Here is a 25,351-nt window from a genome sequence, read left to right on the forward strand (position 1 = left end):
AATCAGTGAGAAGGCGAATCCAGCAATTTCTGCAGGTACTGACCGTAGCCAGTCTTCTTCAAGGCGTCAGCTTGAGCACTAAGCTGTTCAGCAGTTATCCACCCGTTGTGGTACGCGATCTCTTCCAGGCAAGCCACTTTCAGGCCTTGGCGCTGCTCGATGGTGTGCACGAAGTGGCTGGCTTCAAGCAGCGAGTCGTGAGTACCGGTATCGAGCCACGCAAAGCCGCGACCAAGCATTTCGACGTTGAGGGACTTGCGCTCAAGGTAAGCACGGTTCACGTCGGTAATCTCCAACTCACCACGCTCGGAAGGCTTGATATTCTTCGCAATCTCGACAACCTCGTTGTCGTAGAAATACAAACCGGTTACCGCGTAATTGGACTTGGGTTTCAGCGGTTTCTCTTCAATGCTGAGTGCACGACCAGTAGCATCGAATTCAACCACGCCAAAACGCTCGGGGTCCGATACATGATAGCCAAACACTGTTGCACCTTTTTTCTGATCAGTCGCTGAACGCAAGTTATCCGAGAAGTGCTGGCCGTAGAAGATGTTATCGCCCAGGATGAGGCAGCAAGGATCCTTGCCGATGAACTCTTCACCGATGATAAACGCTTGCGCCAGACCGTCCGGGCTAGGCTGTTCAGCGTAAGTCAGCTTGATGCCGTACAGGCTGCCGTCACCCAACAACTTGCGAAAGCAGGGCAGGTCATCAGGTGTGGAGATGATCAGGATCTCTCGCATGCCCGCGAGCATCAATACCGAAAGCGGATAAAAGATCATCGGCTTGTCGTAGATCGGCAGCATCTGCTTGGACACACCAAGAGTAAGCGGATGTAAGCGCGTGCCCGAGCCGCCAGCGAGGATAATGCCTTTACGATTTGTCGTGGTCATTTGTTCAGAACTTCCCTAAGCATTCGGGTTACACCACTTTGCCAATCCGGCAAGTGTAGAGAAAAATTGTCGCGCAGCTTCTGAGTATTCAAACGCGAATTAAGAGGGCGACGTGCGGGTGTTGGATAGGCGGTCGTTTCGATCGGATTCACCGCCGTTACAGCGAGCTGCTCGCCATTGGCCTGGGCAAATTCGATGACATGGCTGGCGTAGCCGTGCCAGGACACCTCGCCGCCGGCGGCCAGATGATATAAGCCTGCCAGTTGAGGGCGCCGCACGACTTGCTGAATGGCCAACGCAGTCACATCGGCAATCAGGTCGGCACCCGTCGGGGCTCCGATCTGGTCGGCGATGACACTCAGGGTTTCGCGATCCTTGGCCAGGCGCAGCATGGTCTTGGCGAAATTGTTACCGCGAGCGCCGTAGACCCAGCTAGTGCGGAAGATCAGATGCTTGCAGCCAGATGCGGTAATCGCCGCTTCACCGGCCAGCTTACTGGCACCGTAGTGGTTCACGGGCGCAACTGCATCTGTCTCTTGCCATGGTGTTGAACCTTGGCCATTGAATACGTAGTCCGTCGAGTAGTGGATGAGCCACGCTCCCAGGGACACGGCCTCTTCAGCCATGACCTGGCTTGCCTGACCGTTTACACGATCGGCCAGTTCTGTCTCCGACTCGGCCTTATCGACAGCGGTGTAGGCCGCGGCGTTGACGATGACGTCAGGCTTGACCTGGCGGATCGTCGCACGCAACGCGTCCAGATCGGACAAATCACCGCCGGTGCTACGATCAAGGGCAATCAGCTCACCCAGTGGTGCAAGGGAGCGCTGCAGCTCCCATCCCACCTGGCCGTTCTTTCCCAGCAGAAGGATTTTCATGCCTTATTCGAACGATCCGCGTAATTCTGGTCGATCCATTGCTGATAGCTACCGCTCTTCACGTGAGCAACCCACTCAGTGTTATTGAGGTACCACTCGACCGTTTTGCGAATGCCGGTTTCGAAAGTTTCTTCAGGCGTCCAACCCAGCTCGCGCTGGATTTTGCTGGCATCGATCGCGTAACGCTGATCGTGGCCCGGGCGATCCTGAACATAGGTGATCAGACTGGCGTGAGGGCGATGCGCAGAATCCGGGCGCAACTCGTCGAGCAGTGCACACAAGGTGTTCACGACTTCGATGTTCTGCTTTTCGTTATGGCCGCCGATGTTATACGTCTCGCCGATAACACCTTCGGTCACGACCTTGTACAAAGCGCGAGCGTGGTCTTCGACGTATAGCCAGTCACGAACCTGATTGCCTTTACCGTAAACCGGCAACGGCTTGCCTTCCAGCGCATTGAGGATGATCAGCGGGATCAGCTTCTCGGGGAAGTGGCACGGGCCGTAGTTGTTCGAGCAGTTGGTGACCAGGGTCGGCAGGCCATAGGTACGGCTCCAGGCGCGAACCAGGTGATCCGAACTGGCCTTGCTGGCCGAGTAAGGCGAGCTTGGCTGGTAAGGCGTGGTCTCGGTGAAGAGGTCTTCCGGGCCTTCGAGGTCACCGTAGACTTCGTCGGTCGAAATATGGTGAAAGCGGAAGTTGGCTTTGCGCGCTTCGTCCATTGTCGCCCAGTAGTGGCGCGCAGCTTCCAGCAGGGTGTAAGTGCCGATGATGTTGGTCTGGATAAACTCGGACGGACCGGAGATCGAACGATCAACGTGGGACTCGGCGGCCAGGTGCATGATCGCATCCGGTTGATGTTCACGCAGGACTCGGTCGATTTGATCGCGGTCACAGATGTCGACGCGCTCAAACGCATAACGCGGGTTCTGGCTCACTTCGGCCAATGATTCCAGATTTCCGGCGTAAGTCAGCTTGTCGACGTTAACGACGGAGTCGGCAGTGTTGGAAATGATATGACGGATGACTGCCGAACCGATGAATCCGGCGCCGCCGGTTACTAGAATTTTCACGCGAAACCATACCCTTTGAGTAACTGACAGGGCCGCCAATCGCGCACTGTCTAATCCATGAATGCAGGAGCCGTCATTCAAACCGAGGCTTCTGACAGAGTCAGTCTGACCGATAAGGGAACATACCATTAACGGACAAGCGCAGCATTTTACAGCTTAATGACCGTTTTACTAATGGATATAGACAAGCTGTGATGCGAACTCGATACGTATGGCGTACCCGTCGTAATCAGACGAGACGCTTACGGGAAGCTCTGGACGCACGTCCCACAAACCAGCCCAGGATCGGCCCGATCAGCATGCCGATCAGCAGCGCCAGAACCATAACCAGCGATATCGGCAATTGCGGACCTGCCCAGCCGAAGAACAGCAGCGAAACCGATTGCTGATTTTCAAGGACAAATGCCAGCACCGCCATAATCACCAGCAGGACAACGACGCCCAGGAGCACACGCTTAAGGTTACGCATCTGCCGACCCTTTAGTTATGAAGGTCAAAACCTTCCTCCTCTTCCTCATTCACCCGATCACGCAATTCCTTGCCCGGCTTGAAATGCGGAACAAACTTGCCATCAAGGCTGACGGACTGGCCGGTTTTGGGGTTGCGACCTACGCGCGGTGCGCGGTAGTGCAGGGAGAAGCTGCCAAAACCACGGATCTCGATACGATCCCCAGTGGCCAGACATTGGGACATTTGCTCAAGCATGGTCTTGATGGCCAGCTCCACATCCTTGGATGAGAGCAGCCCTTGATGGGTGACAATTCGTTCGATCAACTCCGACTTCGTCATATTTTTCCCTTCTTTTTCAAGCAGCTAGATCAGCGCTTCAAAGGTTTTAGCATGCCCGGAGGAATTTGAACAGTCCGAGTATTGACATATATTTACCAAGGGTGAGCCGTCCGATTACGGAGCACCACAACACGACAAAATCGTTACGCTCTCACCGACAAATAACCAACATGGTGCGCGTTAACAACCCAGCAGGATTGAAACCGAACGGAAACTCATCCTCGTCCTTGGCCTCATCAGATCGGGCAATAACCTTGTAACCGCTCCCCTTGCACTCCCTGTCGGCTCGCTTACGGCACTTTTCCCATCCAGAACCCAGACCTGAACAGTCGACCTCAATACCACTGACGCCACGCACGACGTGAGTCTTGGCGTTGGTGGTACAGCCTGCCAGTGTGAGCAACACCGCTACGACAATAAGCCTGTTCATTCACTTCCTTATACCGGGCACCCCGCCCGACTATCGTTCGCATCAAGTGCAAGCCTAGCTGCAAATAAACGATTGATCCTGTTAAAGAAAGAGACATCACGTGGAGGGGATTGGTTTCACACCTGTCGTTTATGGGGCGCTCGCAAGGTTGCTGGCGACGTCAGCCTTCAGCAATCAGCTCAGCGAGCGCACAGCCTTGGTCAAATTCCAGGCACAAAAAAGGGCGACCGAAGTCGCCCTTTTTCTATGGTCTGACAGAACTTAGTTCTGTTTTTCCATTTGTGCACGCAACAGGTCGCCCAGAGTGGTAGGACCAGCAGCAGGAGCATCCGAAGCTGGCTTGTCGCGCAGGCTCTGGATTGCTTCTTTCTCTTCTTCAACGTCTTTCGACTTGATCGAGAGCTGGATTACGCGGCTCTTACGGTCAACGCTGATGATCTTGGCTTCTACTTCTTCGCCTTCTTTCAGAACGTTGCGCGCGTCTTCAACGCGGTCACGGCTGATTTCGGAGGCTTTCAGAGTCGCTTCGATATCGTCGGCCAGAGTGATGATGGCGCCTTTAGCGTCAACTTCTTTCACGATGCCTTTAACGATTGCGCCTTTGTCGTTCTCTTGAACGTACTCGGAGAACGGATCGCTTTCCAGTTGCTTGATACCCAGGGAGATGCGCTCGCGCTCTGGGTCAACCGACAGGATAACGGTGTCCAGCTCGTCGCCCTTCTTGAAGCGGCGAACGGCTTCTTCGCCCACTTCGTTCCAGGAGATGTCGGACAGGTGAACCAGACCGTCGATGCCACCATCCAGACCAATGAAGATACCGAAATCGGTGATCGACTTGATGGTGCCGGAGATTTTATCGCCCTTGTTGAACTGGCCAGAGAAATCTTCCCATGGGTTAGATTTGCACTGTTTGATACCGAGGGAGATACGACGACGCTCTTCGTCGATGTCCAGAACCATAACTTCCACTTCGTCGCCGACTTGTACGACTTTCGAAGGGTGGATGTTCTTGTTGGTCCAGTCCATTTCGGAAACGTGTACCAGGCCTTCAACGCCTTCTTCCAGCTCAGCGAAGCAGCCGTAGTCGGTCAGGTTGGTTACACGAGCGGTAACGCGAGTGCTTTCTGGGTAACGGGCTTTGATAGCAACCCATGGATCTTCGCCCAGTTGCTTCAGGCCCAGGGAAACACGATTGCGTTCGCGATCGTACTTCAGAACCTTGACATCGATCTCGTCGCCAACGTTGACGATTTCGGAAGGATGCTTGATACGCTTCCAAGCCATGTCGGTAATGTGCAGCAGGCCATCGACGCCACCCAGATCGACGAATGCGCCGTAATCGGTGAGGTTCTTGACGATACCTTTGACTTGTTGGCCTTCCTGCAGGGATTCCAGCAGAGCTTCACGCTCAGCGGAGTTCTCGGCTTCGAGGACGCTACGACGGGAAACGACAACGTTGTTGCGTTTCTGGTCGAGTTTGATGACCTTGAATTCCAGCTCTTTGCCTTCCAGGTGCGTGGTGTCGCGCACTGGACGGACGTCAACCAGAGAACCTGGCAGGAACGCACGGATGCCGTTAACGTCGACAGTGAAGCCGCCTTTAACCTTACCGTTGATAACGCCCTTGACCACTTCTTCGGCTGCGAAGGCTGCTTCCAGAACAATCCAGCATTCAGCGCGCTTGGCTTTTTCACGGGACAGCTTGGTTTCACCAAAGCCGTCTTCAACCGAGTCCAGAGCAACGTGAACTTCGTCACCGACGTTGATAGTCAGTTCGCCAGCATCGTTGTAGAACTGCTCAAGCGGGATGAGTGCTTCAGACTTCAGGCCAGCGTGAACGGTTACCCAGCGAGCTTGGTAATCGATATCAACGATAACACCGGTGATGATGGAGCCTGCCTGAAGGTTCAGGGTTTTTAGGCTTTCTTCAAAGAGTTCCGCAAAGCTTTCGCTCATTTTAATTCCTGTTGAATAAGGGCGAAGGATACGCCCATCTCCACATCCCAGACGACGTGGGTTACGTTCATTAGAAGAAGCGGCGCAAGACTATGACTGGTCCCCTGCGCAGCTTCTTGGTCACCCGGTGATATCGCGAATGGCGATCTCACTCATGATGCGTTCCAGCACCTGATCGATGGATAATTCCGTGGAATCCAGCTGTATGGCGTCAGCCGCCGGTTTGAGCGGGGCTACCGCTCGCTGGGTGTCACGCTCATCGCGGACACGTATCTCATCTAGCAGACTCGACAGACTAACACCATCGACTTTGCCCTTCAACTGCAAGTATCGACGGCGCGCACGCTCCTCGGCACTGGCAGTGAGGAATATCTTCAGCGGCGCATCGGGAAATACCACCGTGCCCATGTCGCGGCCATCGGCCACCAGGCCCGGCGGCTCCTGAAATGCCCGCTGGCGTTGTAGCAGCGCATCGCGCACCGCCGGCAGCGCAGCGACCTGGGAAGCCCAGGCGCCGACTTGTTCGTTGCGCAGATCATCGGTGACATCGTCACCTTCGAGAATGATTCGCTGCGGATGCCCTTCGGTCGCGCCGACGAACTGCACATCCAGATGAGCGGCCAGCAATTTCAGCGACTCTTCGTTGGTCAGGTCGACACCATGGTTGCGCGCCGCAAACGCCAGCAGACGGTACAGCGCACCGGAATCCAGCAGGCACCAGCCCAGACGCTTGGCCAGAATCCCGGCAATAGTGCCCTTGCCTGAACCGCTGGGCCCGTCGATGGTGATGACCGGTGGCTTGATAATCACGACTGAGCCTCTTGTGCAACACGGATACCGACCTGCGCGCACAGCGCAAGGAAATTCGGGAACGACGTCGCGACGTTGGCGCAGTCATGGATGCGGATCGGTGCCGTGGCGCGCAACGAAGCCACGCTGAAGGCCATCGCAATCCGGTGGTCGCCGTGACCGTGCACTTCGCCACCGCCAATCAGTCCGCCGTCGATAATGATGCCGTCCGGGGTCGGCTCGCACTTGACGCCCAACGCCAGCAAGCCATCGGCCATGACCTGGATCCGGTCCGACTCCTTGACCCGCAACTCCTCAGCGCCGCGCAGGACGGTGCGCCCTTCGGCACAGGCCGCGGCCACGAACAGCACCGGGAACTCGTCGATGGCCAGTGGAACCAGCGCCTCGGGAATCTCGATACCTTTGAGTTTAGCTGCTCGCACGCGCAGGTCCGCCACCGGTTCGCCGCCGACTTCACGCTGGTTTTCCAGGGTGATATCAGCGCCCATCAGGCGCAGGATGTCGATCACGCCAGTGCGGGTCGGGTTGATGCCGACGTGCTCGAGCACCAGCTCCGAACCTTCGGCGATCGACGCCGCCACCAGGAAGAACGCCGACGACGAGATGTCGCCCGGCACTTCAATGTGGGTCGCGGTCAGCTTGTGGCCGGACTCGACCGACGCCGTAGCGCCGTTGACGGTCACCGGGTAACCGAAGCCACGCAGCATGCGTTCGGTGTGGTCGCGGGTCGGTGCTGGCTCAGTGACAGTGGTCTTGCCTTCGGCATACAGACCGGCCAGCAGCAGGCAGGATTTAACTTGGGCACTGGCCATCGGCATCGTGTAAGTCAGGCCTTTGAGCTTGTTGCCGCCACGAATGGTCATCGGTGGACGACCTTCAGCAGCAGTCTCGATCACCGCCCCCATTTCGCGCAGCGGGTTAGCCACGCGATTCATTGGACGCTTGGACAGCGAGGCATCACCGGTCAGGGTGCTGTCGAAGTTCTGCGCCGCCAACAGGCCGGACAGCAGACGCATCGAAGTGCCGGAGTTGCCCAGATAGATCGGACCTGGCGCAGGCTTCAGCCCATGCAGGCCGACTCCGTGAATGGTCACGCGACCGTGGTGCGGCCCTTCGATCACGACGCCCATGTCGCGGAAGGCTTGCAAGGTCGCCAGGGCATCTTCGCCCTCGAGGAAACCTTCCACTTCAGTGGTGCCTTCGGCCAGGGAACCGAGCATGATCGAGCGGTGAGAAATCGATTTGTCGCCCGGTACACGAATCCGCCCAGTCAGGCGGCCACCAGGTTGTGCCAGGAAAATCAGGTCGTTGGAGTTCATAGCGTCCACATAAGCCCGGCGTGCCAGGATTTTACTGAAATGTTCGCGGGCAACCCGGGCGCGAGTGAATACGCCCAACAATTGGTGCCCATCCCCTGCATCGACCGCGTCGCGCAAGGCGTCGAGGTCGCTGCGAAATGTATCGAGTGTGCGCAGGACAGCTTCGCGGTTGGCGAGGAAGATGTCGTGCCACATGACCGGGTCGCTACCCGCGATTCTTGTGAAATCGCGGAAACCGCCCGCAGCGTAACGGAAGATCTCAAGATTTTCATTGCGCTTGGCCAACGAATCGACCAAACCGAACGCCAGCAAGTGTGGCAAATGGCTGGTCGCCGCCAACACTTCGTCGTGGCGCTCGACCTGCATGTGCTCGACATCGGCGCCCAATACGCGCCACAAGCGGTCAACCACGGCCAGCGCTGCCGGATCGGTTTGATCCAGCGGCGTCAAAATCACTTTATGGCGACGGAACAGCTCAGCGTTCGAGGCTTCCACCCCGCTCTGCTCGGAACCGGCAATCGGGTGGCCCGGCACGAAGCGCGCCGGCATGCCGCCGAACGCTTCGGTGGCTGCACGCACCACATTGCCTTTGGCACTGCCGACGTCGGTCAGGATCGCTTGCCCCAGATCCATGCCGGCCAAACGGACCAGCATTTTTTCCATGGCGAGGATCGGCACTGCCAGCTGGATCACGTCCGCGCCCTGGCAGGCAGCGACCAAGTCTTCTTCGCAGCGATCCACCACGCCCAACTCAACCGCCAATTTGCGCGACTGCGGATCAAGATCGACCCCGACCACTTCGCGGCACAGACCACTTTCACGCAAACCCTTGGCAAACGAACCACCGATCAACCCCAGACCGACCACCACCAGGCGCCCGATCATAGGTTCAGCAGATTGCAGTGCAGTGACATCAACCACGAGCCAGAACCTTGGTCAGCGCCTCAAGGAAGCGACTGTTCTCCGCCGGCAGACCGATGGTGATGCGCAAGTGGTTCGGCATGCCGTAATTGGCTACCGGACGCACGATTACGCCTTCGTGCAGCAAGCCCTGGAAGACCGGCGCAGCAACCTGCCCCAGATCGACACAGATAAAGTTGCCCTTGGACGGAATCCAGCTCAGCCCCAGCTCACGGAAGCCCGCTTGCAGTTGCAGCATGCCAGCTTCGTTCAGGCGACGGCTTTCAGCCAGGTATTCGGCGTCCTGCAGCGCCGCGCACGCCGCGGCCAGGGCCAGGCTGTTGACGTTGAAGGGCTGGCGCACGCGGTTCAGCACATCGGCGACCACGGCAGTGGACAAGCCATAACCCACCCGCAACGACGCCAGACCATAGGCCTTGGAGAAGGTGCGCGATACCAAAAGGTTCGGATAGGCCGCGAGGAAGTCCAGGCCATCGGGCAAGTCGCTGCCTTCGGCGTATTCGATGTAGGCCTCGTCCAAAACCACCAGCACATGGGCCGGAACGTCCTGCAGGAACTCGTCCAGCGCTTCGGCGCCGAACCAGGTCCCTGTCGGGTTGTTAGGATTGGCAATGAACACGACGCGAGTATTGGCATCGATCGCGGCCAGCATGGCCGGCAGATCGTGACCCCATTCTTTAGCCGGGATCACCTTCGCCTGAGCGCCCACCGCCTGGGTTGCGATCGGATAGACCGCAAACGCATGCTCGCTGAACACCGCGTTCAGGCCCGGCGCCAGATACGCGCGCGCCACCAGCTCCAGAATGTCGTTGGAACCGTTGCCCAAGGTCACTTGATTAAGCTCGACGCGGCACTGCTCAGCCAGCAAGGTCTTGAGCGCAAAACCGTTGCCGTCCGGGTATCGGGTCAGCTCGGCCAATTCTTCGCGAATCGCGGCCAACGCCTTGGGACTGGCGCCCAGCGGGTTTTCATTGCTGGCCAGTTTGACGATTTTCGCCGGATCGATGTCCAGCTCACGTGCCAGTTCGTCCACAGGCTTGCCCGGAACGTACGGCGAAAGTTGTTGCACGCCCGGCTGTGCCAGAGCGAGGAAGTCACCACTCATTTGCTACCCCTTAGAGAACTGCTTTCGGGTAGGAACCCAGCACTTTGAGTGCTACTGCTTCCTGACTGATCTTTTCCAGCACACCTTTGATCAATGGATCGCGATGGTGGCCGACGAAGTCGATGAAGAACACGTAGGTCCATTTACCGCTACGCGACGGACGGGTCTCGATCCGTGTCAGATCGATGCCGTTGTCGTGGAACGGCACCAGCAACTCGTGCAGCGCGCCAGGTTTGTTGCTCATGGAGACGATGATCGAGGTCTTGTCGTCGCCGGTCGGCGGCACTTCCTGGCTGCCGATCATCAGGAAGCGCGTGGAGTTGTCCGGGCGATCCTCGATTTTCTCGGCCAGACGGGTCAGCCCGTACAAGCCTGCGGCCATGTCGCCGGCAATTGCCGCCGAGTTCCACTCACCCTTGACCCGCTTGGCCGCTTCGGCGTTGCTGGACACCGCCACGCGCTCGACATTCGGGTAATGGGCGTCCAGCCACTTGCGGCACTGGGCCAGGGACTGGGCGTGGGAATAGATGCGGCTGATGCTGTCGGTCTTGGTGTTTTCACCGACCAACAGGTGATGGTGAATCCGCAGCTCGACTTCGCCGCAGATCACCATGTCGTGTTCGAGGAAGCTGTCGAGGGTGTGGTTGACCGCGCCTTCGGTGGAGTTTTCCACCGGGACCACGCCAAAATTCACCGCACCGGCCGCCACTTCACGGAACACTTCGTCGATCGCCGCCATCGGCTTGCTGATCACCGCGTGACCGAAGTGCTTCATGGCCGCGGCCTGGGTGAAGGTGCCTTCAGGGCCGAGGTACGCCACTTTCAACGGCTGCTCGAGGGCCAGGCACGAGGACATGATTTCGCGGAACAGCCGCGCCATTTCTTCGTTGCCCAGCGGCCCCTGGTTACGCTCCATCACGCGCTTGAGCACCTGAGCTTCACGCTCAGGCCGATAGAACACCGGCACTTCGCCTTCGGCCAGCGAGGCCATCTTTACTCGCGCAACTTCCTGGGCGCAGCGTGCGCGCTCGCTGATCAGCTCCAGGACTTTGGCGTCCAGAGCGTCAATGCGAACCCGCAGTGCCTTGAGTTCTTGCTCAGACATTAACCGTGTTCCTTCTCGAACTCTGCCATGTACGAAATCAGTGCGTTGACCGCAACGATATCGACGGCGTTATAGATGGAGGCGCGCATGCCGCCCACGGAACGGTGACCCTTGAGGTTCAGCAGGCCACGTTCGTCGGCACCGGCCAGGAACGGCTTGTCCAGGCGGTCGTCGGCCAGGCGGAACGGCACGTTCATCCACGAGCGATCCGACGTGTTGATCGGGTTGCTGTAGAGGCCGCTGGCGTCGATGAAATCGTACAGCGTGCGCTGCTTGACTTCATTGAGCTTGCCGATGGCCTCGACACCACCCTGCTCTTTCAGCCACTCGAATACCAGACCCGACAAGTACCAGGCCAGGGTCGGCGGCGTGTTGTACATCGAGCCGTTATCGGCCGCGACCTTGTAGTTGAGCATGGTCGGGCACAGGGAACGGGCGTGACCGAGCAGGTCTTCGCGGACGATGTTCACCACAATGCCGCTCGGGCCGATGTTTTTCTGGGCGCCAGCGTAGATCATGCCGAAACGCGAGATATCCACCGGACGCGAGAGGATGTCCGAAGACATGTCGGCTACCAGCGGCACATCGCCGGTTTCCGGGATCCACTGGAATTCCAGGCCGCCGATGGTCTCGTTCGGCGCGTAGTGAACGTAGGCCGCGTCTTTCGACAGGTTCCATTCGTTCTGGCCGGGAATGGCGAAATAGTCGTAAGGCTTGGCGGTCGCCGCAACGTTGACGTGGCCGTAGCGCGAAGCTTCTTCGATGGCTTTCTGCGACCAGATACCGGTGTCGATATAGTCGGCCGAGCCGCCTTCAGGCAGCAGGTTCAGCGGAATCTGGGCAAATTGCTGGCTGGCGCCGCCTTGCAGAAACAGCACTTTATAGTTCGAGGGGATATTCAGCAGATCACGCAGATCCTGCTCGGCCTTGGTGGCGATGGACACGAACTCATCGCTGCGATGGCTCATTTCCATGACCGACAGGCCCTTGCCGTGCCAATCGAGGAGTTCACCCTGAGCGCGCTTCAGGACAGCTTCAGGCAGCGCCGCAGGACCGGCACAGAAGTTATAGGCTCTCTTGCTCACATCCAATCTCGCTCTGATTTGGTGGTATCACGCAATAAATCTGAAAACTCGAAATCCTGTAGGAGCTGTCGAGTGAAACGAGGCTGCGATCTTTTCCTGGATCTTACAAAGCAAGATCAAAAGATCGCAGCCTCGTTTCACTCGACAGCGCCTACAGGTCCTACGTTTCTACATTCAAACAGGAGAAACAAGAAGGGGCGAATTCTCATCCGCCCCCTGCTTGTCCGCTTATTCCTGCGGTTCTTCGTCGGCTGCGGCGTCGAGTTGCTGGTCGTCGGCAACGTCGTCGATCACGACTTCACCGTCGAACACCGCTCCTGCTTCGCCCTCTTCACCTTCGAGCTCTTCGCCCTCGACTTCCGACGGCTCCTGCACCCGCTCCAGACCAACCAGCGTTTCATCGCTGGCCAGCTTGATGAGCGTCACGCCCTGGGTGTTACGACCCAGGCTGGAGACTTCGTCGACGCGGGTACGAACCAGGGTGCCCTGGTCGGAAATCAGCATGATCTCCTCGCCGTCGAGCACCTGGACTGCACCGACCAGACGGCCGTTACGGTCGTTGCTGACCATGGCGATAACGCCCTGACCGCCACGCTTGTACTCAGGGAACTCGGTGATCGCCGTGCGCTTGCCATAACCACGGGCCGAAGCCGTGAGGATCTGGCTGCCTTCTTCCGGGATCAGCATGGAAATCAGCTTCTGGCCTTCCGGCAGGCGCATGCCGCGCACACCGCGAGCGGTACGGCCCATGGCGCGAACGTCGGTTTCCTTGAAGCGAGTCACCTTGCCACCGTCGGAGAACAGCATGACTTCGCGACTGCCATCGGTAATGGAAGCAGAAATCAGCACATCGCCTTCATCCAGTTCCAGCGCGATCAGGCCGACGCTGCGTTGGCGGCTGAAGGATTCCAGCGGGGTCTTCTTCACGGTGCCTTTGGCGGTCGCCATGAAGATGAAGTGACCTTCGGTGTATTCGTCGACCGGCAGCATGGTGGTGATGTATTCATCACTGTCCAGCGGCAGCAGGTTGACCAGCGGACGACCACGGGCAGCGCGGGAGGCTTCCGGGATTTCATAGGTTTTCAGCCAGTACACTTTGCCTTTGCTGGAGAACAGCAGCAGCGTGGTGTGGCTGTTGGCGACCAGCAGGTGAGCAATGTAATCCTCATCCTTGACGCCAGTGGCCGATTTGCCTTTACCGCCACGACGCTGAGCCTGGTACGCAGCCAATGGCTGGGTCTTGGCGTAGCCACCGTGGGATATGGTCACGACACGCTCTTCTTCCGGGATCATGTCACCCAGGGTCAGGTCGAGACGGGCATCGAGGATTTCGGTACGGCGCACGTCGCCGTATTCGGCGCGGATCACTTCCAGTTCTTCGCGGATCACTTCCATCAGGCGCGTGGCGCTGCTGAGGATGCGGATCAGCTCGCCGATCTGGTTGAGGATCTCTTGATACTCGGCCAGCAGCTTCTCGTGTTCGAGACCGGTCAGACGGTGCAGACGCAGTTCCAGAATGGCTTGCGCCTGTTCCGGCGACAGGAAGTATTTGCCTTCACGCAAGCCGTATTGCGGGTCCAGGGTCTCCGGACGGCAAGAGTCGGCACCGGCGCGCTCAACCATCGCGACCACGGCGGAAGATTCCCACGCGGTCTTGATCAGCGCTTCCTTGGCTTCCGACGGCGTCGGCGAGGCCTTGATCAGGGCGATGACCGGATCGATGTTCGACAGGGCAACCGCTTGACCTTCAAGGATGTGGCCACGTTCGCGGGCTTTACGCAGCTCGAACACGGTACGGCGGGTGACAACTTCGCGGCGGTGACGAACGAAGGCTTCCAGCAGGTCCTTGAGGTTCAGGATCCGTGGACGGCCGTCGATCAACGCAACGATGTTAATACCGAACACCGCTTGCAGCTGGGTCTGGGCGTAGAGGTTGTTGAGGATCACCTCAGGCACTTCGCCGCGACGCAGTTCGATCACGACGCGCATACCGTCCTTGTCGGACTCGTCGCGCAGTTCGGTGATGCCTTCCAGCTTTTTCTCTTTGACCAGCTCGGCGATCTTCTCGATCAGACGGGCCTTGTTCAGCTGGTAAGGGAGTTCGGTGATGACGATCTGCTGGCGACCACCGACCTTGTCGATGTCTTCGATCATCGAGCGGGCGCGCATGTAAATACGGCCGCGACCGGTGCGGTAGGCTTCGATGATGCCGGCGCGACCGTTGATGATCGCGGCGGTCGGGAAGTCCGGACCCGGGATGTATTGCATCAGCTCATCGATGGTCAACTCGGGGTTGTCGATGAGGGCCAGGCAACCGTCGATGACTTCACCGAGGTTGTGCGGCGGGATGTTGGTCGCCATGCCCACGGCGATACCGCTGGAGCCGTTGACCAGCAGGTTGGGAATACGGGTCGGCATGACCGCCGGGATCATTTCGGTGCCGTCGTAGTTCGGCACCCAGTCCACGGTTTCTTTATGCAGGTCAGCCAGCAGCTCGTGCGCCAGCTTGGTCATGCGCACTTCGGTGTATCGCATGGCCGCGGCGTTGTCGCCGTCCACCGAACCGAAGTTGCCCTGGCCGTCTACCAGCAGGTAGCGCAGGGAGAATGGCTGCGCCATCCGAACGATGGTGTCGTACACCGCGGTATCACCGTGAGGGTGATACTTACCGATCACGTCACCGACAACACGGGCAGATTTCTTGTACGGCTTGTTGAAGTCGTTGCCCAGCTCGCTCATCGCGAACAGCACACGCCGGTGCACGGGCTTCAAGCCATCGCGCGCATCCGGCAGTGCCCGCCCGACAATTACGCTCATCGCGTAGTCGAGGTAGGACTGCTTCAGCTCGTCTTCGATATTGACCGGGAGGATTTCTTTGGCCAGTTCGCCCATGAGAAGCCTGATTCCTTTTTCTGGTGAAACTTCGTCACATCCATATGGGACGAACGAAGCTCGCCGACGCAGGCTGAGTGCCATGCACCGACTTACGACAAATCAACGAGTTATGCCATGGATCTGCGCAGTAAAGACAACCCCGTGGGGCTGCCTCGGAAAACGCCGGATGTTATCACAAGAGCCGCCACGCACCTATCCCCCTGATGCGCATGGAGCATAGTTAGTTGACCGGTGACAGGCTTAACGGGGACGAGAGAGGCTTAGAGCCGTGGTGAATGCAGATTTCGGGGCAGGATCAGGGCTGTTTGTTGGCTGTAGGCCCTCTTCGCGAGCAAGCCCGCTCCCACATTTGACCGCATTCCCATGAAAGGACTCGGCCACCTGTGGGAGCGGGCTTGCTCGCGAAGGCGATTTGACTGACACCCGATACCGTCAATGTAGACGCTTGCGGCACATCAATTGGGCCATTTTCGCCGTATCCGGCCGTTCGACGATGCCCTTCTCGGTAACGATTGCATCGATCAAATCTGCCGGCGTCACGTCAAACACCGGGTTGAACGCCTCGACATCCGCCCCGACTCGTTTGCCACCGACATCCAGCAATTCGCTGCCGTCGCGCTCTTCGATCGGAATGTCATCGCCACTGGCCAGGTTCATGTCGATGGTCGAACTCGGCGCCACCACCATGAAGCGCACGCCGTGGTGCATGGCGCTCACCGCCAGTTGGTAGGTACCGATCTTATTGGCCACGTCGCCATTGGCGGTGATCCGGTCGGCGCCGACGATCACCCAGGTAATGCCTTTGGTCTTCATGATGTGGGCAGCGGCGGAATCGGCGTTGAGGGTGACGGGAATGCCTTCATTGGCCAGCTCCCACGCGGTCAGCCGCGAACCTTGCAGCCAGGGACGGGTTTCGTCGGCGTAGACGCGCTCGACCATGCCTTCAATGAATGCACCACGAATCACCCCCAGTGCCGTGCCGAAGCCGCCAGTCGCCAGTGCGCCGGTGTTGCAGTGGGTCAGGATGGCCTGGGCGTTGCCTTGATGCTTGCGAATCAGGTCCACGCCCAGTTGGGCCATGGTCAGGTTGGCTTCGCGGTCGCTTTCGTGGATGGCGATGGCTTCGGCCTCCAGCGCCGCCAGCGGGTCTGCATCCTCCTTGAGGCGATCCAGGCGGTCACGCATGCGGTTCAAGGCCCAGAACAGATTGACTGCCGTTGGGCGGGAGTCGGCCAACAGCGCGTAATCTTCTTCCCACGAGGCTTGCCAGTCATCGCCCTCGGCAATGCGGGCGCGGGCCGACAGCACCATGGCGTACGCGGCACTGATGCCGATCGCCGGCGCACCGCGCACCACCATCGAGCGAATGGCCTCGGCCACGCCAGCGGCGCTGGTGTAGGCGATCCAGGTTTGCTCGAACGGCAAAATACGCTGATCCAGCAGGTACAGGGCGCCATCACGCCAATCGATGGCCTTAACTTTCTCTGCAGCCAACAGTCGGTCGCGCATCCTTCACCCCGCACTCATGAACAAAAGCCGCCGATTATAGCGATCCCCCCGCGAAGACGCTCGGGTATACTTCGCCATCCTTTACAAAAGCACTGGAACCGACCCTCGATGCCGAAACCTGCCGTTGCGCTCGACTTATTATTGCTGCCGACCTGGCTGGTACCCGTCGAACCCGCTGGCGTGGTCCTCAAAGAGCACGGCCTGGGCATCCGCGACGGTCGCATCGTGTTTATCGGCCCGCGTGCCGAAGCGCTGAAGTTTAACGCGACCGAAGTCCGCGAGCTCCCGGATGTTCTTTTGAGCCCCGGTCTGGTCAACGCCCACGGCCACGCGGCAATGACGTTGTTCCGCGGCCTGGCCGATGATCTGCCGTTGATGACCTGGCTGGAAAACCACATTTGGCCGGCCGAGGCCAAGTGGGTCGATGAAGCGTTTGTGCGCGATGGCACGGACCTGGCGATCGCCGAACAGCTGAAAGGCGGCATCACCTGCTTCTCTGACATGTATTTCTTCCCGAAGGTTGCCAGCGAACGCGTGCATAACAGCGGCATTCGCGCGCAAATCGCCATTCCGATCCTCGACTTCCCGATTCCCGGTGCCGCCACGGCGGATGAAGCCATTCGTCAGGGCGTGGAATTGTTCGGCGATCTCAAGCACCACGAACGTATCAAAATCACCTTCGGCCCTCACGCACCGTACACCGTGGGCGACGAAAACCTGGAGAAAATCCGGGTGATCGCCGAAGAACTGGACGCTGCCATCCACATGCACGTCCACGAAACCGCGTTCGAAGTGCAGCAATCGGTGGAACAGCGCGGTGAACGCCCATTGGCGCGCCTCGGGCGCCTGGGTTTGCTAGGGCCGCGCTTCCAGGCGGTTCACATGACCCAGATCAGCGATGAAGACCTGGCCTTGCTGGTAGAAAGCAACACCAATGTGATTCATTGCCCGGAATCGAACCTGAAACTGGCCAGCGGCTTCTGCCCGGTGGAACGCCTGTGGCAGGCCGGGGTTAACGTCGCCGTCGGCACCGATGGCGCGGCCAGTAATAATGACCTCGACCTGCTCGGCGAAACCCGCACCGCCGCGTTGCTGGCCAAGGCTGTCGCTGGCTCGGCCACGGCGCTGGACGCCCATCGCGCCTTGCGCATGGCCACCCTCAACGGCGCCCGCGCGCTGGGCATCGAGGCTGAAGTCGGCTCGCTGGAAATCGGCAAGGCCGCGGACATCGTCGCGTTCGACCTCTCCGGCCTGGCCCAGCAACCGATCTACGACCCGGTTTCGCAACTGATCTACGCCACCGGCCGCGACTGCGTGAAACATCTGTGGGTCGCCGGCAAGCAACTGCTCGACGACAAGCGCCTGACGCGCCTGGATGAAGCACAACTCTGCGCCACGGCCAAGGCCTGGGGCCAGCGCATCAGCGGCCACACCGAATCGTAAGCACCTCGGGCGCACACCCGGGGCAACAGGATTTTTCAAGTTTTAGAGGACTTAAACCATGAGCAACGTCGACTACGCCGAAATCGCCAAATTCGAAGCCCTGGCCCATCGCTGGTGGGACCGCGAAAGCGAGTTCAAACCGCTGCATGACATCAACCCGCTGCGGGTCAACTGGATTGACGAACGGGTCAACCTGGCCGGCAAGAAAGTCCTCGACGTCGGTTGCGGCGGTGGCATCCTCAGCGAAGCCATGGCCCAGCGCGGCGCCACTGTCATGGGCATCGACATGGGCGAAGCGCCGCTGGCGGTCGCGCAGTTGCATCAACTGGAGTCCGGCGTGAGCGTCGAATACCGGCAGATCACCGCCGAAGCCCTGGCCGAAGAAATGCCCGAGCAGTTCGACGTGGTCACCTGCCTGGAAATGCTGGAACACGTGCCGGACCCGTCCTCGGTGATCCGCGCCTGTTTCAAAATGGTCAAGCCGGGTGGCCAGGTGTTCTTCTCCACGATCAACCGCAACCCGAAGGCGTACCTGTTCGCGATCATCGGCGCCGAATACATCATGAAGCTGCTGCCGCGCGGCACCCACGACTTCAAGAAATTCATCCGCCCGTCCGAGCTGGGTGCGTGGAGCCGCATGGCCGGCCTGACCGTCAAGGACATCATCGGTCTGACCTACAATCCGCTGACCAAGCACTACAAACTGGCGGCCGACGTGGACGTCAACTACATGATCCAGACCCTGCGCGAGGAGTAAGCCGATGCGAATCAGAGCAGTCCTTTTCGACATGGACGGCACCCTGCTCGACACAGCGCCGGACTTTATTGCCATCTGCCAGGCGATGCGCGCCGATCGCGGCTTGCCGCCGATGAACGACCAGCACATTCGCGACGAGATTTCCGGCGGCGCCAAGGCGATGGTCGCGGTGACGTTCTCCATGGACCCGGAATCGCCAGGTTTCGAGGAACTGCGCCTGGAGTTCCTGGAGCGTTACCTCGTCGGTTGCGCAGTTCACAGCAAACTCTTTGACGGCATGGGTGAACTGCTGGCCGACATCGAGAAAGCCAACCTGATCTGGGGCGTGGTCACCAACAAGCCGCTGCGGTTTGCCGAACCGATCATGCAGCAACTGGGCCTGGCCGAGCGTTCGGCGCTGCTGATATGCCCGGACCACGTGAAGAACAGCAAACCGGACCCGGAACCGTTGATCCTGGCCTGCAAGATGCTCGACCTGGACCCTGCCAGCGTGCTGTTTGTTGGCGATGACCTGCGGGATATCGAGTCGGGTCGCGATGCCGGCACCAAGACCGCCGCCGTGACCTATGGCTACATCCACCCGGACGACAACCCGCGGCATTGGGGGGCGGATGTGGTGGTGGATCATCCGCTGGAGTTACGCAAAGTCCTCGATAGCGCGTTGTGTAGTTGCTAAGAATCGATTTTCCAATCCTGATTTCGGGTTGTCGGCGCTGACGCCTTCGCGAGCAAGCCCGCTCCCACAGGGTTTCGCCGTACCTGTGGGAGCGGGCTTGCTCGCGAATGGCCACGCCGCGGTCTGCACTCTGATTTGTAGAGGTTTTTTATGTTTGATTACTCCGCCCGCCCTGAATTGCTCAAGGGCCGGGTCATCCTGGTGACCGGCGCCGGCCGTGGCATCGGCGCTGCCGCTGCGAAAACCTACGCCGCCCACGGTGCCACCGTGCTGTTGCTGGGCAAGACCGAAGCCAACCTGACTCAGGTCTATGACGACATCGAAGCGGCCGGGCATCCACAACCCGCCGTGATCCCGTTCAACCTGGAAACCGCCCTGCCCCATCAATACGATGAGTTGGCGGCGATGATCGAGACTGAGTTCGGCCATCTCGACGGGTTGCTGCACAACGCCTCGATCATTGGTCCGCGCACGCCGATCGAGCAGTTGTCCGGCGAAAACTTCATGCGCGTGATGCACGTCAACGTCAACGCCATGTTCATGCTCACCAGCACCCTGCTGCCGTTGCTCAAGCTGTCGCAAGACGCCTCGGTGGTGTTCACCTCCAGCAGCGTCGGGCGTAAGGGTCGGGCGTACTGGGGTGCTTACGGTGTTTCGAAGTTTGCCACCGAAGGGCTGATGCAAACCCTGGCCGACGAAGTCGATACCGTGGCACCGGTGCGCTCCAACAGCATCAACCCCGGCGCCACCCGCACCAGCATGCGCGCCCAGGCCTATCCGGGTGAAAACCCGCTGAACAACCCGACACCCGAAGAGATCATGCCGGTCTACCTGTACCTGATGGGCCCGGACAGCACAGGCATCAATGGCCAGGCATTCAACGCTCAGTAACGCCCGCACGTCGCTTTTGTGCCGCGGCATTTAACCGCCGCGGCACGTTACAACCGCTGCAACTTTCGCCCGCTCCAGTCAAACAAATGCCGCGACCTCCAGCACCATTTTCAGGAAACCGTTCTAATCCAATGATTTGGAACGGCTTTTATCCAAATGAACCGAATGGCACGACTTTCGCTCTAATTTTGTTCAGACACGCAGTGTGACAGCAGCTGGCGGTGGCGCCTGAGTCGATAGGTTACTTCTCTTCGGCAAAGCGGACTAAACTCGTACCAAATGTCCTACGGGACTGATGGACCAGTATGACGCGCAGCCCAAAGCCGCTCTCACCCAGCCTGTAAGACAGCCTTACTGCTTAGGGGCTCACGCCATATGAAATCACCTTCCCAGACCAACGCAATTGACTTCGACAGTGCCAAATTGCAACGCCTGGGCTTTGGTCAGCAGCCACCGCTGCTGGAGCGGCCGGTCAGCCTCGCGCAATTGCGCCAGCAACTGAGCCTGCAGCTGCAAACCAGTCTTGAGCCGCAACGCATACTCGGGCTCTTTTTCCGCGAAATTCAACGTCTTGTGCCTCTGGATGCCCTGAGCTACCAGCACAAAACCAGCGACTTGCGCCTGGAGTTCGGTCAGCGCGGTCATCATTCGGTCAGCTACAGCCTGAGCCATGAAGGTGAACATCTGGGTGAGCTGGTGTTCCGCCGCAACCAGCGTTTCAACGAACAGGAACAGGGCAACCTGGAGTCGCTGCTGTCGGCGCTGCTGTATCCGATGCGCAACGCCCTGCTCTACCGTGCCGCGACCCAAAGCGCTTTGCGTGACCCGCTCACCGACACCGGCAACCGCGTCGCCATGGACCAGACCCTGCAGCGGGAAATCGAAATGTCACGGCGGCATTTGCAGCCCTTGTCGTTGCTGATGCTGGATATCGACCACTTCAAACGAGTGAATGACAGCCACGGGCACAGCGCTGGCGATGAAGTGCTCAAGGCAGTGGCCGCTTCGATCAAGGGTCAGTTGCGCAACGTGGACATGGTGTTCCGGTTTGGCGGCGAGGAGTTTTTGATTCTGCTGTCCAACACCACCCGGGAAGCGGCAGCGATGGTTGGCGAGCGTTTGCGGTTTGCTGCCCAGGCTCAGGAATATAGGGCCGATGGTCAATCGATCGAATTGACGGTCAGCCTTGGGTGTTCGACGTTGTTGCCGGGGGAGTCTGCCGAGAGTCTGCTGCGTCGGGCCGACAGTGCGTTGTACGTGGCCAAGCGCGAGGGGCGTAATCGATTGGCGATGGCGGGCTAAATACTTAGCGACACCGCATAACCAATGTGGGAGCGGGCTTGCTCGCGAAGACGGACTGACAGTCACCATTTAATTTGACTGATCTACCGCTTTCGCGAGCAAGCCCGCTCCCACATTTGGTTTGTGTTGCCTAAAGAATCAGCTCTCGACCAACACCATCCGCTCGCGAGCTACCGGTGCGCGCTCCGCGTGCTCCTGCTGCATACAACGCTCGAGGAACAGGAACATGTAGTCGTAGCTCTTGCACACGGCCTGGCGCAATTCCACTTGCAAGGCTTTGCTCGGATTCAGGCCAGCCAGCGTGCAGATGATTTCCAGCGCCTCCCAAGGATGGGCGTCGTCGTACTGGGCGTGCATCTTCAGCCACTTCATGGCCCGCTTGCGATCTTCCTCGGGGAAGGCCGCCGCATATACGCCACTGGAACACACCAACGCCGACCACTCCCCGGTCGCGCCTTCGATGGCGTAGTTGGTGGCGGCAATGGCGACGATCAGCGAATCCGCCGAACTGGTGTGCCAACACCAATGGCTCAATGCATGCAACTCTGGGGCAACCTGTTGCGCTTGCAGATCTTCCAGGCTGACACCGTGAGCCCGGCTCCAGTGCACCCAGTAATCGGCGTGGTTAAGTTCGACACGAATGTTACGCATCAGCCAGCGGCGCGCCATGTCTTCGCCGGGGTGGCGGGCAAAGCGGGTCTTGGTGAGGTTTTGTGCCATATATAACGCGAACTGCTCGACGACCGGCCAGCCCCCTATCAGGTACTGACGCATGGTCTTTGCGCTGAGCTTGTTATCTCGCATGCGCTGATACAGTTCGTGTTCGACAACCCGGCGCTTACTCTCGCTGCAATCCTGGATCAGTTGCTGAGCCCAGGCGGGATAACTTGCAGCTTCCATGAGTGGTCCGGTTCGGTTGAATGTGTCGATCACTGTTCGGCTCCTTTTGATTTGTGATTGTAAGATCAGCAAGAGATTTCAACGGAACGTGCCAGGCGCCTTGAATAACAGCGGCTGCGGTCTGGCGGGACGACTTTGCAAACTGTCGCAGGTAAACAATTGCGGGCGTTCTATGACATACCCTTGAGCGTAATCGACACCGATTTCAAGCAAGGCCTGCTCGATCTGCGGTGTCTCGACAAACTCGGCAATGGTGCGCTTACCCATGACATGGCCGATGTGGTTAATCACCTCGACCATAGCGCGGTTAATCGGGTCGTCCAGCATGTCCTTTACGAAACTCCCGTCGATCTTCAAGAAGTCTACAGGTAAATGTTTCAAGTAAGCGAACGAGGACATTCCGGCGCAAAAGTCATCAAGTGAAAAGTGGCAACCTAAACCTTTGAGTTCATTAATAAATCTGATTGCACTTCCTAAATTCGAAATAGCGCTGGTTTCTGTAATTTCAAAACAAATCATTTCAGGAGGAATAGCGTAAGCAACAAACTGTTCACGCAGGAAGTCCAAAAACGCCTCATCTCCTATAGTAATACCTGACAGATTAATCGCACACATGGCCAACGGACCTTTGCGCTGTTCGGCAATACATTGCGCGATGATCTTAAAAACATTCTCCACAACCCAGCGATCCAGCGACGTCATCAAACCATAACGCTCGGCGGCCGGAATGAAACTGTCGGGCAAGATCATCCGCCCGGCCTCGTCATGCAGGCGCAGCAGGATTTCGATGTGCCCGCCGCCGTGCTCGACATGCCCCAGGGGCGCAATTTCCTGGGCGTACAGGCAGAAGCGATTCTCCTCCAGCGCCATGTGCAAACGCTGCACCCAAGCCATTTCACCGAAGCGCAGGGACAGTTCCGAATCGTCGGCATGGTAGACCTGCACCCGATTGCGCCCCTTTTCCTTGGCCATGTAGCAGGCCATATCGGCGGCGCGCAGCGATGATTCGAGAGTGGTCGGCGTTTGTGCGACATGCACCAGGCCGATGCTGACGGTGGTCAGGAATGGCCGGCCCTTCCATACAAAATGCAGGTTTTGCACGGTCTGGCGTAGCACCTCGGCGATTTTCTCCGCATGCTCCGGTGGACAGTTCTCCAATAGGATGCCGAACTCGTCGCCGCCCAGCCGCGCCAGGGTGTCACCTTCGCGCAGGCCGGATTGCAATAACGCGCAGATGTGCCGCAGCAGTTCATCCCCCGCCGCATGGCCGCAGGTATCGTTGACCAGTTTGAACTGATCAAGATCGAGAAACATCAAGGCGTGACGCCCCGGTTGGCGCGTCAGGTTGTGCAGCGCCTGCTCCAGGCGATATTCGAATTCCCGGCGGTTGGCCAGTCCAGTCAAGGCGTCGTGGGTAGCCTGCCAGGACAGGTTGGCGATGTACTGCCGTTCCTGGGTCATGTCGTGCAGCACCAGCACCGTGCCGCTGACTTTGCCGGCATTGCGGATCGGCGCGCCGACCAGGGTCACCGACACCGTGCTGCCGTCCAGGCGCTGAATCAGTTTCGAATGCTCGCTACCGCCGCTGAGCTGTCCACTCAAAATGTGCTCGATCAGGGTAAAGCCGTCGGCCTGGGCGTTCTCGTCCAGCAGATTGAACAACGCCGCCAGCGGCAATCCGGTGGCCTGCTCGGCTTTCCAGTGGGTCATGGCCTCGGCGGCGGGGTTCATGTAGGCAATCGCACCTTCGACATCCGTGGTGATCACGCCATCGCCAATCGACTGCAAGGTAATCTGCGCCCGGTCCTTCTCCAGTTGCAGGGCTTCGGCGAAGGCATGGCGCTGCTTGAGCAATTTGTGGGTACGCAGTAACGCCAGGACGATCAACCCCAGCGCCGTGGCCAGGTTGGTCACCAGCAACAGCCGCAGGATGACCCGCGAGCCCTCGCCCAATGCATCACTGAACGCTTTGGCGGCCGGGGTTACGCCGTCGTTGATCGCAAAAATCTGATCCTTCCAGCGCTTGATATCGGCCGAAGTGGCCTGATTATCGACGACGCTTTGGTGCATCTCCCGTGCGACGTCATCGAGTTGCACCAGATAGGCATCGCCCACGGTCCAGCGATCGATGGCTTTTTCCAGGTAACTGAAGTGCCGGAAGTTCAGGTACAGCCAGATCAGGCTGGCGACATCGTCCGGATGGTTGCCGCCCTTGAGAATCCCCACCCGCGCGGCGTCGAGATCCGGCGGCTGCTTGTCCAGCGCCACGCGCAATTCATGCCCGCCCTGGGGCACGGCAATGGCGTTCTGGTATTTGAGGAAGATCGCCTCGTCGCGGCTGTCGGCGTAGAGGTTGAGGTAATAGATGGCGTCTTTCTGGCCCTTGGACCACAAACTTTCACCAGCCACATAGCCGCGCACTGCCGACAGCACATAGAGGCTGACGCCGCCGAGCAGCGCTTGAAATAGCACGACGGCGATAAACGGCCAGACGATGCCCAACAATCGTGGCGTTCCGAGAGTCCGTTTTGGCTTCATGAGGTCCCTTGCATAGGTACTGCCTGATCATCATCCAGATCTGACCGCTCCCGCAAGACTAGGAGGCGTTCCCTCT

Annotated in this window: 21 protein-coding genes; 5 read left to right on the forward strand and 16 right to left on the reverse strand. The window is 58.9% G+C overall.

The features are described from left to right. Positions 1–2 precede the first annotated feature (2 nt). The 14 genes from rfbA to mtnA all read right to left on the reverse strand — a co-directional run bounded on the left by rfbA (position 3) and on the right by mtnA (position 16,768). Positions 3–893, reverse strand: coding sequence for a glucose-1-phosphate thymidylyltransferase RfbA (gene rfbA / locus HB680_RS17765; protein WP_213939894.1), 891 nt, complete (start codon positions 891–893; stop codon positions 3–5). Then, positions 890–1,771 (reverse strand): dTDP-4-dehydrorhamnose reductase, encoded by an 882-nt coding sequence (rfbD, locus tag HB680_RS17770; protein ID WP_213939895.1) that lies wholly within the window; start codon positions 1,769–1,771, stop codon positions 890–892. The genes rfbA and rfbD overlap by 4 nt, the downstream gene beginning before the upstream one ends. Continuing rightward, positions 1,768–2,844, reverse strand: coding sequence for a dTDP-glucose 4,6-dehydratase (gene rfbB / locus HB680_RS17775; RefSeq protein ID WP_213939896.1), 1,077 nt, complete (start codon positions 2,842–2,844; stop codon positions 1,768–1,770). Before rfbB ends, rfbD begins: the two co-directional genes overlap by 4 nt. 229 nt (positions 2,845–3,073) lie before the next feature. Next, positions 3,074–3,313, reverse strand: a complete 240-nt coding sequence (locus tag HB680_RS17780) for a LapA family protein (RefSeq protein ID WP_213939897.1) — start codon at positions 3,311–3,313, stop codon at positions 3,074–3,076. A gap of 11 nt (positions 3,314–3,324) precedes the next feature. After that, complete coding sequence (gene ihfB / locus HB680_RS17785; RefSeq protein ID WP_054051920.1) at positions 3,325–3,633, reverse strand: integration host factor subunit beta; 309 nt, start codon at positions 3,631–3,633, stop codon at positions 3,325–3,327. 151 nt (positions 3,634–3,784) lie between these two features. After that, positions 3,785–4,063 carry a hypothetical protein gene (locus HB680_RS17790; RefSeq protein WP_213939898.1) on the reverse strand — a complete coding sequence of 93 codons (279 nt, stop codon included), beginning with the start codon at positions 4,061–4,063 and terminating at the stop codon, positions 3,785–3,787. Positions 4,064–4,324: 261 nt separating this feature from the next. Next, positions 4,325–6,019, reverse strand: a complete 1,695-nt coding sequence (gene rpsA, locus HB680_RS17795; protein ID WP_213939899.1) for a 30S ribosomal protein S1 — start codon at positions 6,017–6,019, stop codon at positions 4,325–4,327. Between the two features lie 120 nt (positions 6,020–6,139). Next, entirely contained in the window at positions 6,140–6,829 is a 690-nt protein-coding gene (gene cmk / locus HB680_RS17800) for a (d)CMP kinase (RefSeq protein ID WP_149660062.1), read from the reverse strand. Continuing rightward, a complete protein-coding gene (locus HB680_RS17805) occupies positions 6,826–9,033 on the reverse strand; it encodes a bifunctional prephenate dehydrogenase/3-phosphoshikimate 1-carboxyvinyltransferase (protein ID WP_256735580.1) in 2,208 nt (735 codons plus the stop codon). Before HB680_RS17805 ends, cmk begins: the two co-directional genes overlap by 4 nt. 28 nt (positions 9,034–9,061) lie before the next feature. Further along, a complete protein-coding gene (gene hisC / locus HB680_RS17810; RefSeq protein ID WP_213939901.1) occupies positions 9,062–10,174 on the reverse strand; it encodes a histidinol-phosphate transaminase in 1,113 nt (370 codons plus the stop codon). A 10-nt stretch (positions 10,175–10,184) separates the two neighbouring features. Further along, on the reverse strand, positions 10,185–11,279 hold the full coding sequence (pheA, locus tag HB680_RS17815) for a prephenate dehydratase (protein WP_213939902.1): 1,095 nt from the start codon (positions 11,277–11,279) through the stop codon (positions 10,185–10,187). Beyond that, a complete protein-coding gene (gene serC, locus HB680_RS17820) occupies positions 11,279–12,364 on the reverse strand; it encodes a 3-phosphoserine/phosphohydroxythreonine transaminase (protein ID WP_213939903.1) in 1,086 nt (361 codons plus the stop codon). Before serC ends, pheA begins: the two co-directional genes overlap by 1 nt. 228 nt (positions 12,365–12,592) lie before the next feature. Then, entirely contained in the window at positions 12,593–15,256 is a 2,664-nt protein-coding gene (gyrA, locus tag HB680_RS17825; protein ID WP_054051909.1) for a DNA gyrase subunit A, read from the reverse strand. A 435-nt stretch (positions 15,257–15,691) separates the two neighbouring features. After that, positions 15,692–16,768, reverse strand: a complete 1,077-nt coding sequence (mtnA, locus tag HB680_RS17830) for an S-methyl-5-thioribose-1-phosphate isomerase (protein ID WP_213939904.1) — start codon at positions 16,766–16,768, stop codon at positions 15,692–15,694. Positions 16,769–16,876: 108 nt separating this feature from the next. Here mtnA and HB680_RS17835 point away from each other — a divergent pair, with 108 nt between their 5' ends. The 5 genes from HB680_RS17835 to HB680_RS17855 all read left to right on the forward strand — a co-directional run bounded on the left by HB680_RS17835 (position 16,877) and on the right by HB680_RS17855 (position 21,837). Further along, positions 16,877–18,211: a TRZ/ATZ family hydrolase gene (locus HB680_RS17835; protein ID WP_213939905.1), complete on the forward strand. Its 1,335-nt coding sequence runs from the start codon at positions 16,877–16,879 to the stop codon at positions 18,209–18,211. A gap of 58 nt (positions 18,212–18,269) precedes the next feature. Next, a complete protein-coding gene (ubiG, locus tag HB680_RS17840; protein ID WP_010461694.1) occupies positions 18,270–18,968 on the forward strand; it encodes a bifunctional 2-polyprenyl-6-hydroxyphenol methylase/3-demethylubiquinol 3-O-methyltransferase UbiG in 699 nt (232 codons plus the stop codon). 4 nt (positions 18,969–18,972) lie between these two features. Next, positions 18,973–19,644 (forward strand): N-acetylmuramic acid 6-phosphate phosphatase MupP, encoded by a 672-nt coding sequence (gene mupP / locus HB680_RS17845; protein WP_157710866.1) that lies wholly within the window; start codon positions 18,973–18,975, stop codon positions 19,642–19,644. Positions 19,645–19,794: 150 nt separating this feature from the next. After that, on the forward strand, positions 19,795–20,535 hold the full coding sequence (locus tag HB680_RS17850; RefSeq protein WP_213939906.1) for a YciK family oxidoreductase: 741 nt from the start codon (positions 19,795–19,797) through the stop codon (positions 20,533–20,535). Between the two features lie 375 nt (positions 20,536–20,910). Continuing rightward, complete coding sequence (locus tag HB680_RS17855) at positions 20,911–21,837, forward strand: GGDEF domain-containing protein (RefSeq protein ID WP_213939907.1); 927 nt, start codon at positions 20,911–20,913, stop codon at positions 21,835–21,837. A 138-nt stretch (positions 21,838–21,975) separates the two neighbouring features. Here HB680_RS17855 and HB680_RS17860 read toward each other — a convergent pair whose 3' ends face one another. Together HB680_RS17860 and HB680_RS17865 are read right to left on the reverse strand one after the other, a co-directional pair. Further along, positions 21,976–22,770 carry an iron-containing redox enzyme family protein gene (locus HB680_RS17860; protein ID WP_213939908.1) on the reverse strand — a complete coding sequence of 265 codons (795 nt, stop codon included), beginning with the start codon at positions 22,768–22,770 and terminating at the stop codon, positions 21,976–21,978. A gap of 45 nt (positions 22,771–22,815) precedes the next feature. Then, positions 22,816–25,275: an EAL domain-containing protein gene (locus HB680_RS17865; protein ID WP_213939909.1), complete on the reverse strand. Its 2,460-nt coding sequence runs from the start codon at positions 25,273–25,275 to the stop codon at positions 22,816–22,818. Positions 25,276–25,351 lie beyond the last annotated feature (76 nt).

It is taken from the genome of Pseudomonas sp. dw_612, assembly GCF_018449725.1.
In the GTDB taxonomy this organism is placed as follows: Bacteria; Pseudomonadota; Gammaproteobacteria; order Pseudomonadales; family Pseudomonadaceae; genus Aquipseudomonas.

Bases quoted from the DNA above. Each gene is read 5' to 3' on its own strand.
- HB680_RS17805 (WP_256735580.1), bottom strand. From the start codon at position 9,033: ATGATCGGGCGCCTGGTGGTGGTCGGTCTGGGGTTGATCGGTGGTTCG.
- rfbA (WP_213939894.1), bottom strand. From the start codon at position 893: ATGACCACGACAAATCGTAAAGGCATTATCCTCGCTGGCGGCTCGGGC.
- gyrA (WP_054051909.1), bottom strand. From the start codon at position 15,256: ATGGGCGAACTGGCCAAAGAAATCCTCCCGGTCAATATCGAAGACGAG.
- rpsA (WP_213939899.1), bottom strand. From the start codon at position 6,019: ATGAGCGAAAGCTTTGCGGAACTCTTTGAAGAAAGCCTAAAAACCCTG.
- hisC (WP_213939901.1), bottom strand. From the start codon at position 10,174: ATGAGTGGTGACTTCCTCGCTCTGGCACAGCCGGGCGTGCAACAACTT.
- ihfB (WP_054051920.1), bottom strand. From the start codon at position 3,633: ATGACGAAGTCGGAGTTGATCGAACGAATTGTCACCCATCAAGGGCTG.
- pheA (WP_213939902.1), bottom strand. From the start codon at position 11,279: ATGTCTGAGCAAGAACTCAAGGCACTGCGGGTTCGCATTGACGCTCTG.
- rfbD (WP_213939895.1), bottom strand. From the start codon at position 1,771: ATGAAAATCCTTCTGCTGGGAAAGAACGGCCAGGTGGGATGGGAGCTG.
- HB680_RS17850 (WP_213939906.1), top strand. From the start codon at position 19,795: ATGTTTGATTACTCCGCCCGCCCTGAATTGCTCAAGGGCCGGGTCATC.
- ubiG (WP_010461694.1), top strand. From the start codon at position 18,270: ATGAGCAACGTCGACTACGCCGAAATCGCCAAATTCGAAGCCCTGGCC.
- HB680_RS17865 (WP_213939909.1), bottom strand. From the start codon at position 25,275: ATGAAGCCAAAACGGACTCTCGGAACGCCACGATTGTTGGGCATCGTC.
- HB680_RS17780 (WP_213939897.1), bottom strand. From the start codon at position 3,313: ATGCGTAACCTTAAGCGTGTGCTCCTGGGCGTCGTTGTCCTGCTGGTG.
- HB680_RS17835 (WP_213939905.1), top strand. From the start codon at position 16,877: ATGCCGAAACCTGCCGTTGCGCTCGACTTATTATTGCTGCCGACCTGG.
- HB680_RS17855 (WP_213939907.1), top strand. From the start codon at position 20,911: ATGAAATCACCTTCCCAGACCAACGCAATTGACTTCGACAGTGCCAAA.
- HB680_RS17790 (WP_213939898.1), bottom strand. From the start codon at position 4,063: ATGAACAGGCTTATTGTCGTAGCGGTGTTGCTCACACTGGCAGGCTGT.
- mupP (WP_157710866.1), top strand. From the start codon at position 18,973: ATGCGAATCAGAGCAGTCCTTTTCGACATGGACGGCACCCTGCTCGAC.
- mtnA (WP_213939904.1), bottom strand. From the start codon at position 16,768: ATGCGCGACCGACTGTTGGCTGCAGAGAAAGTTAAGGCCATCGATTGG.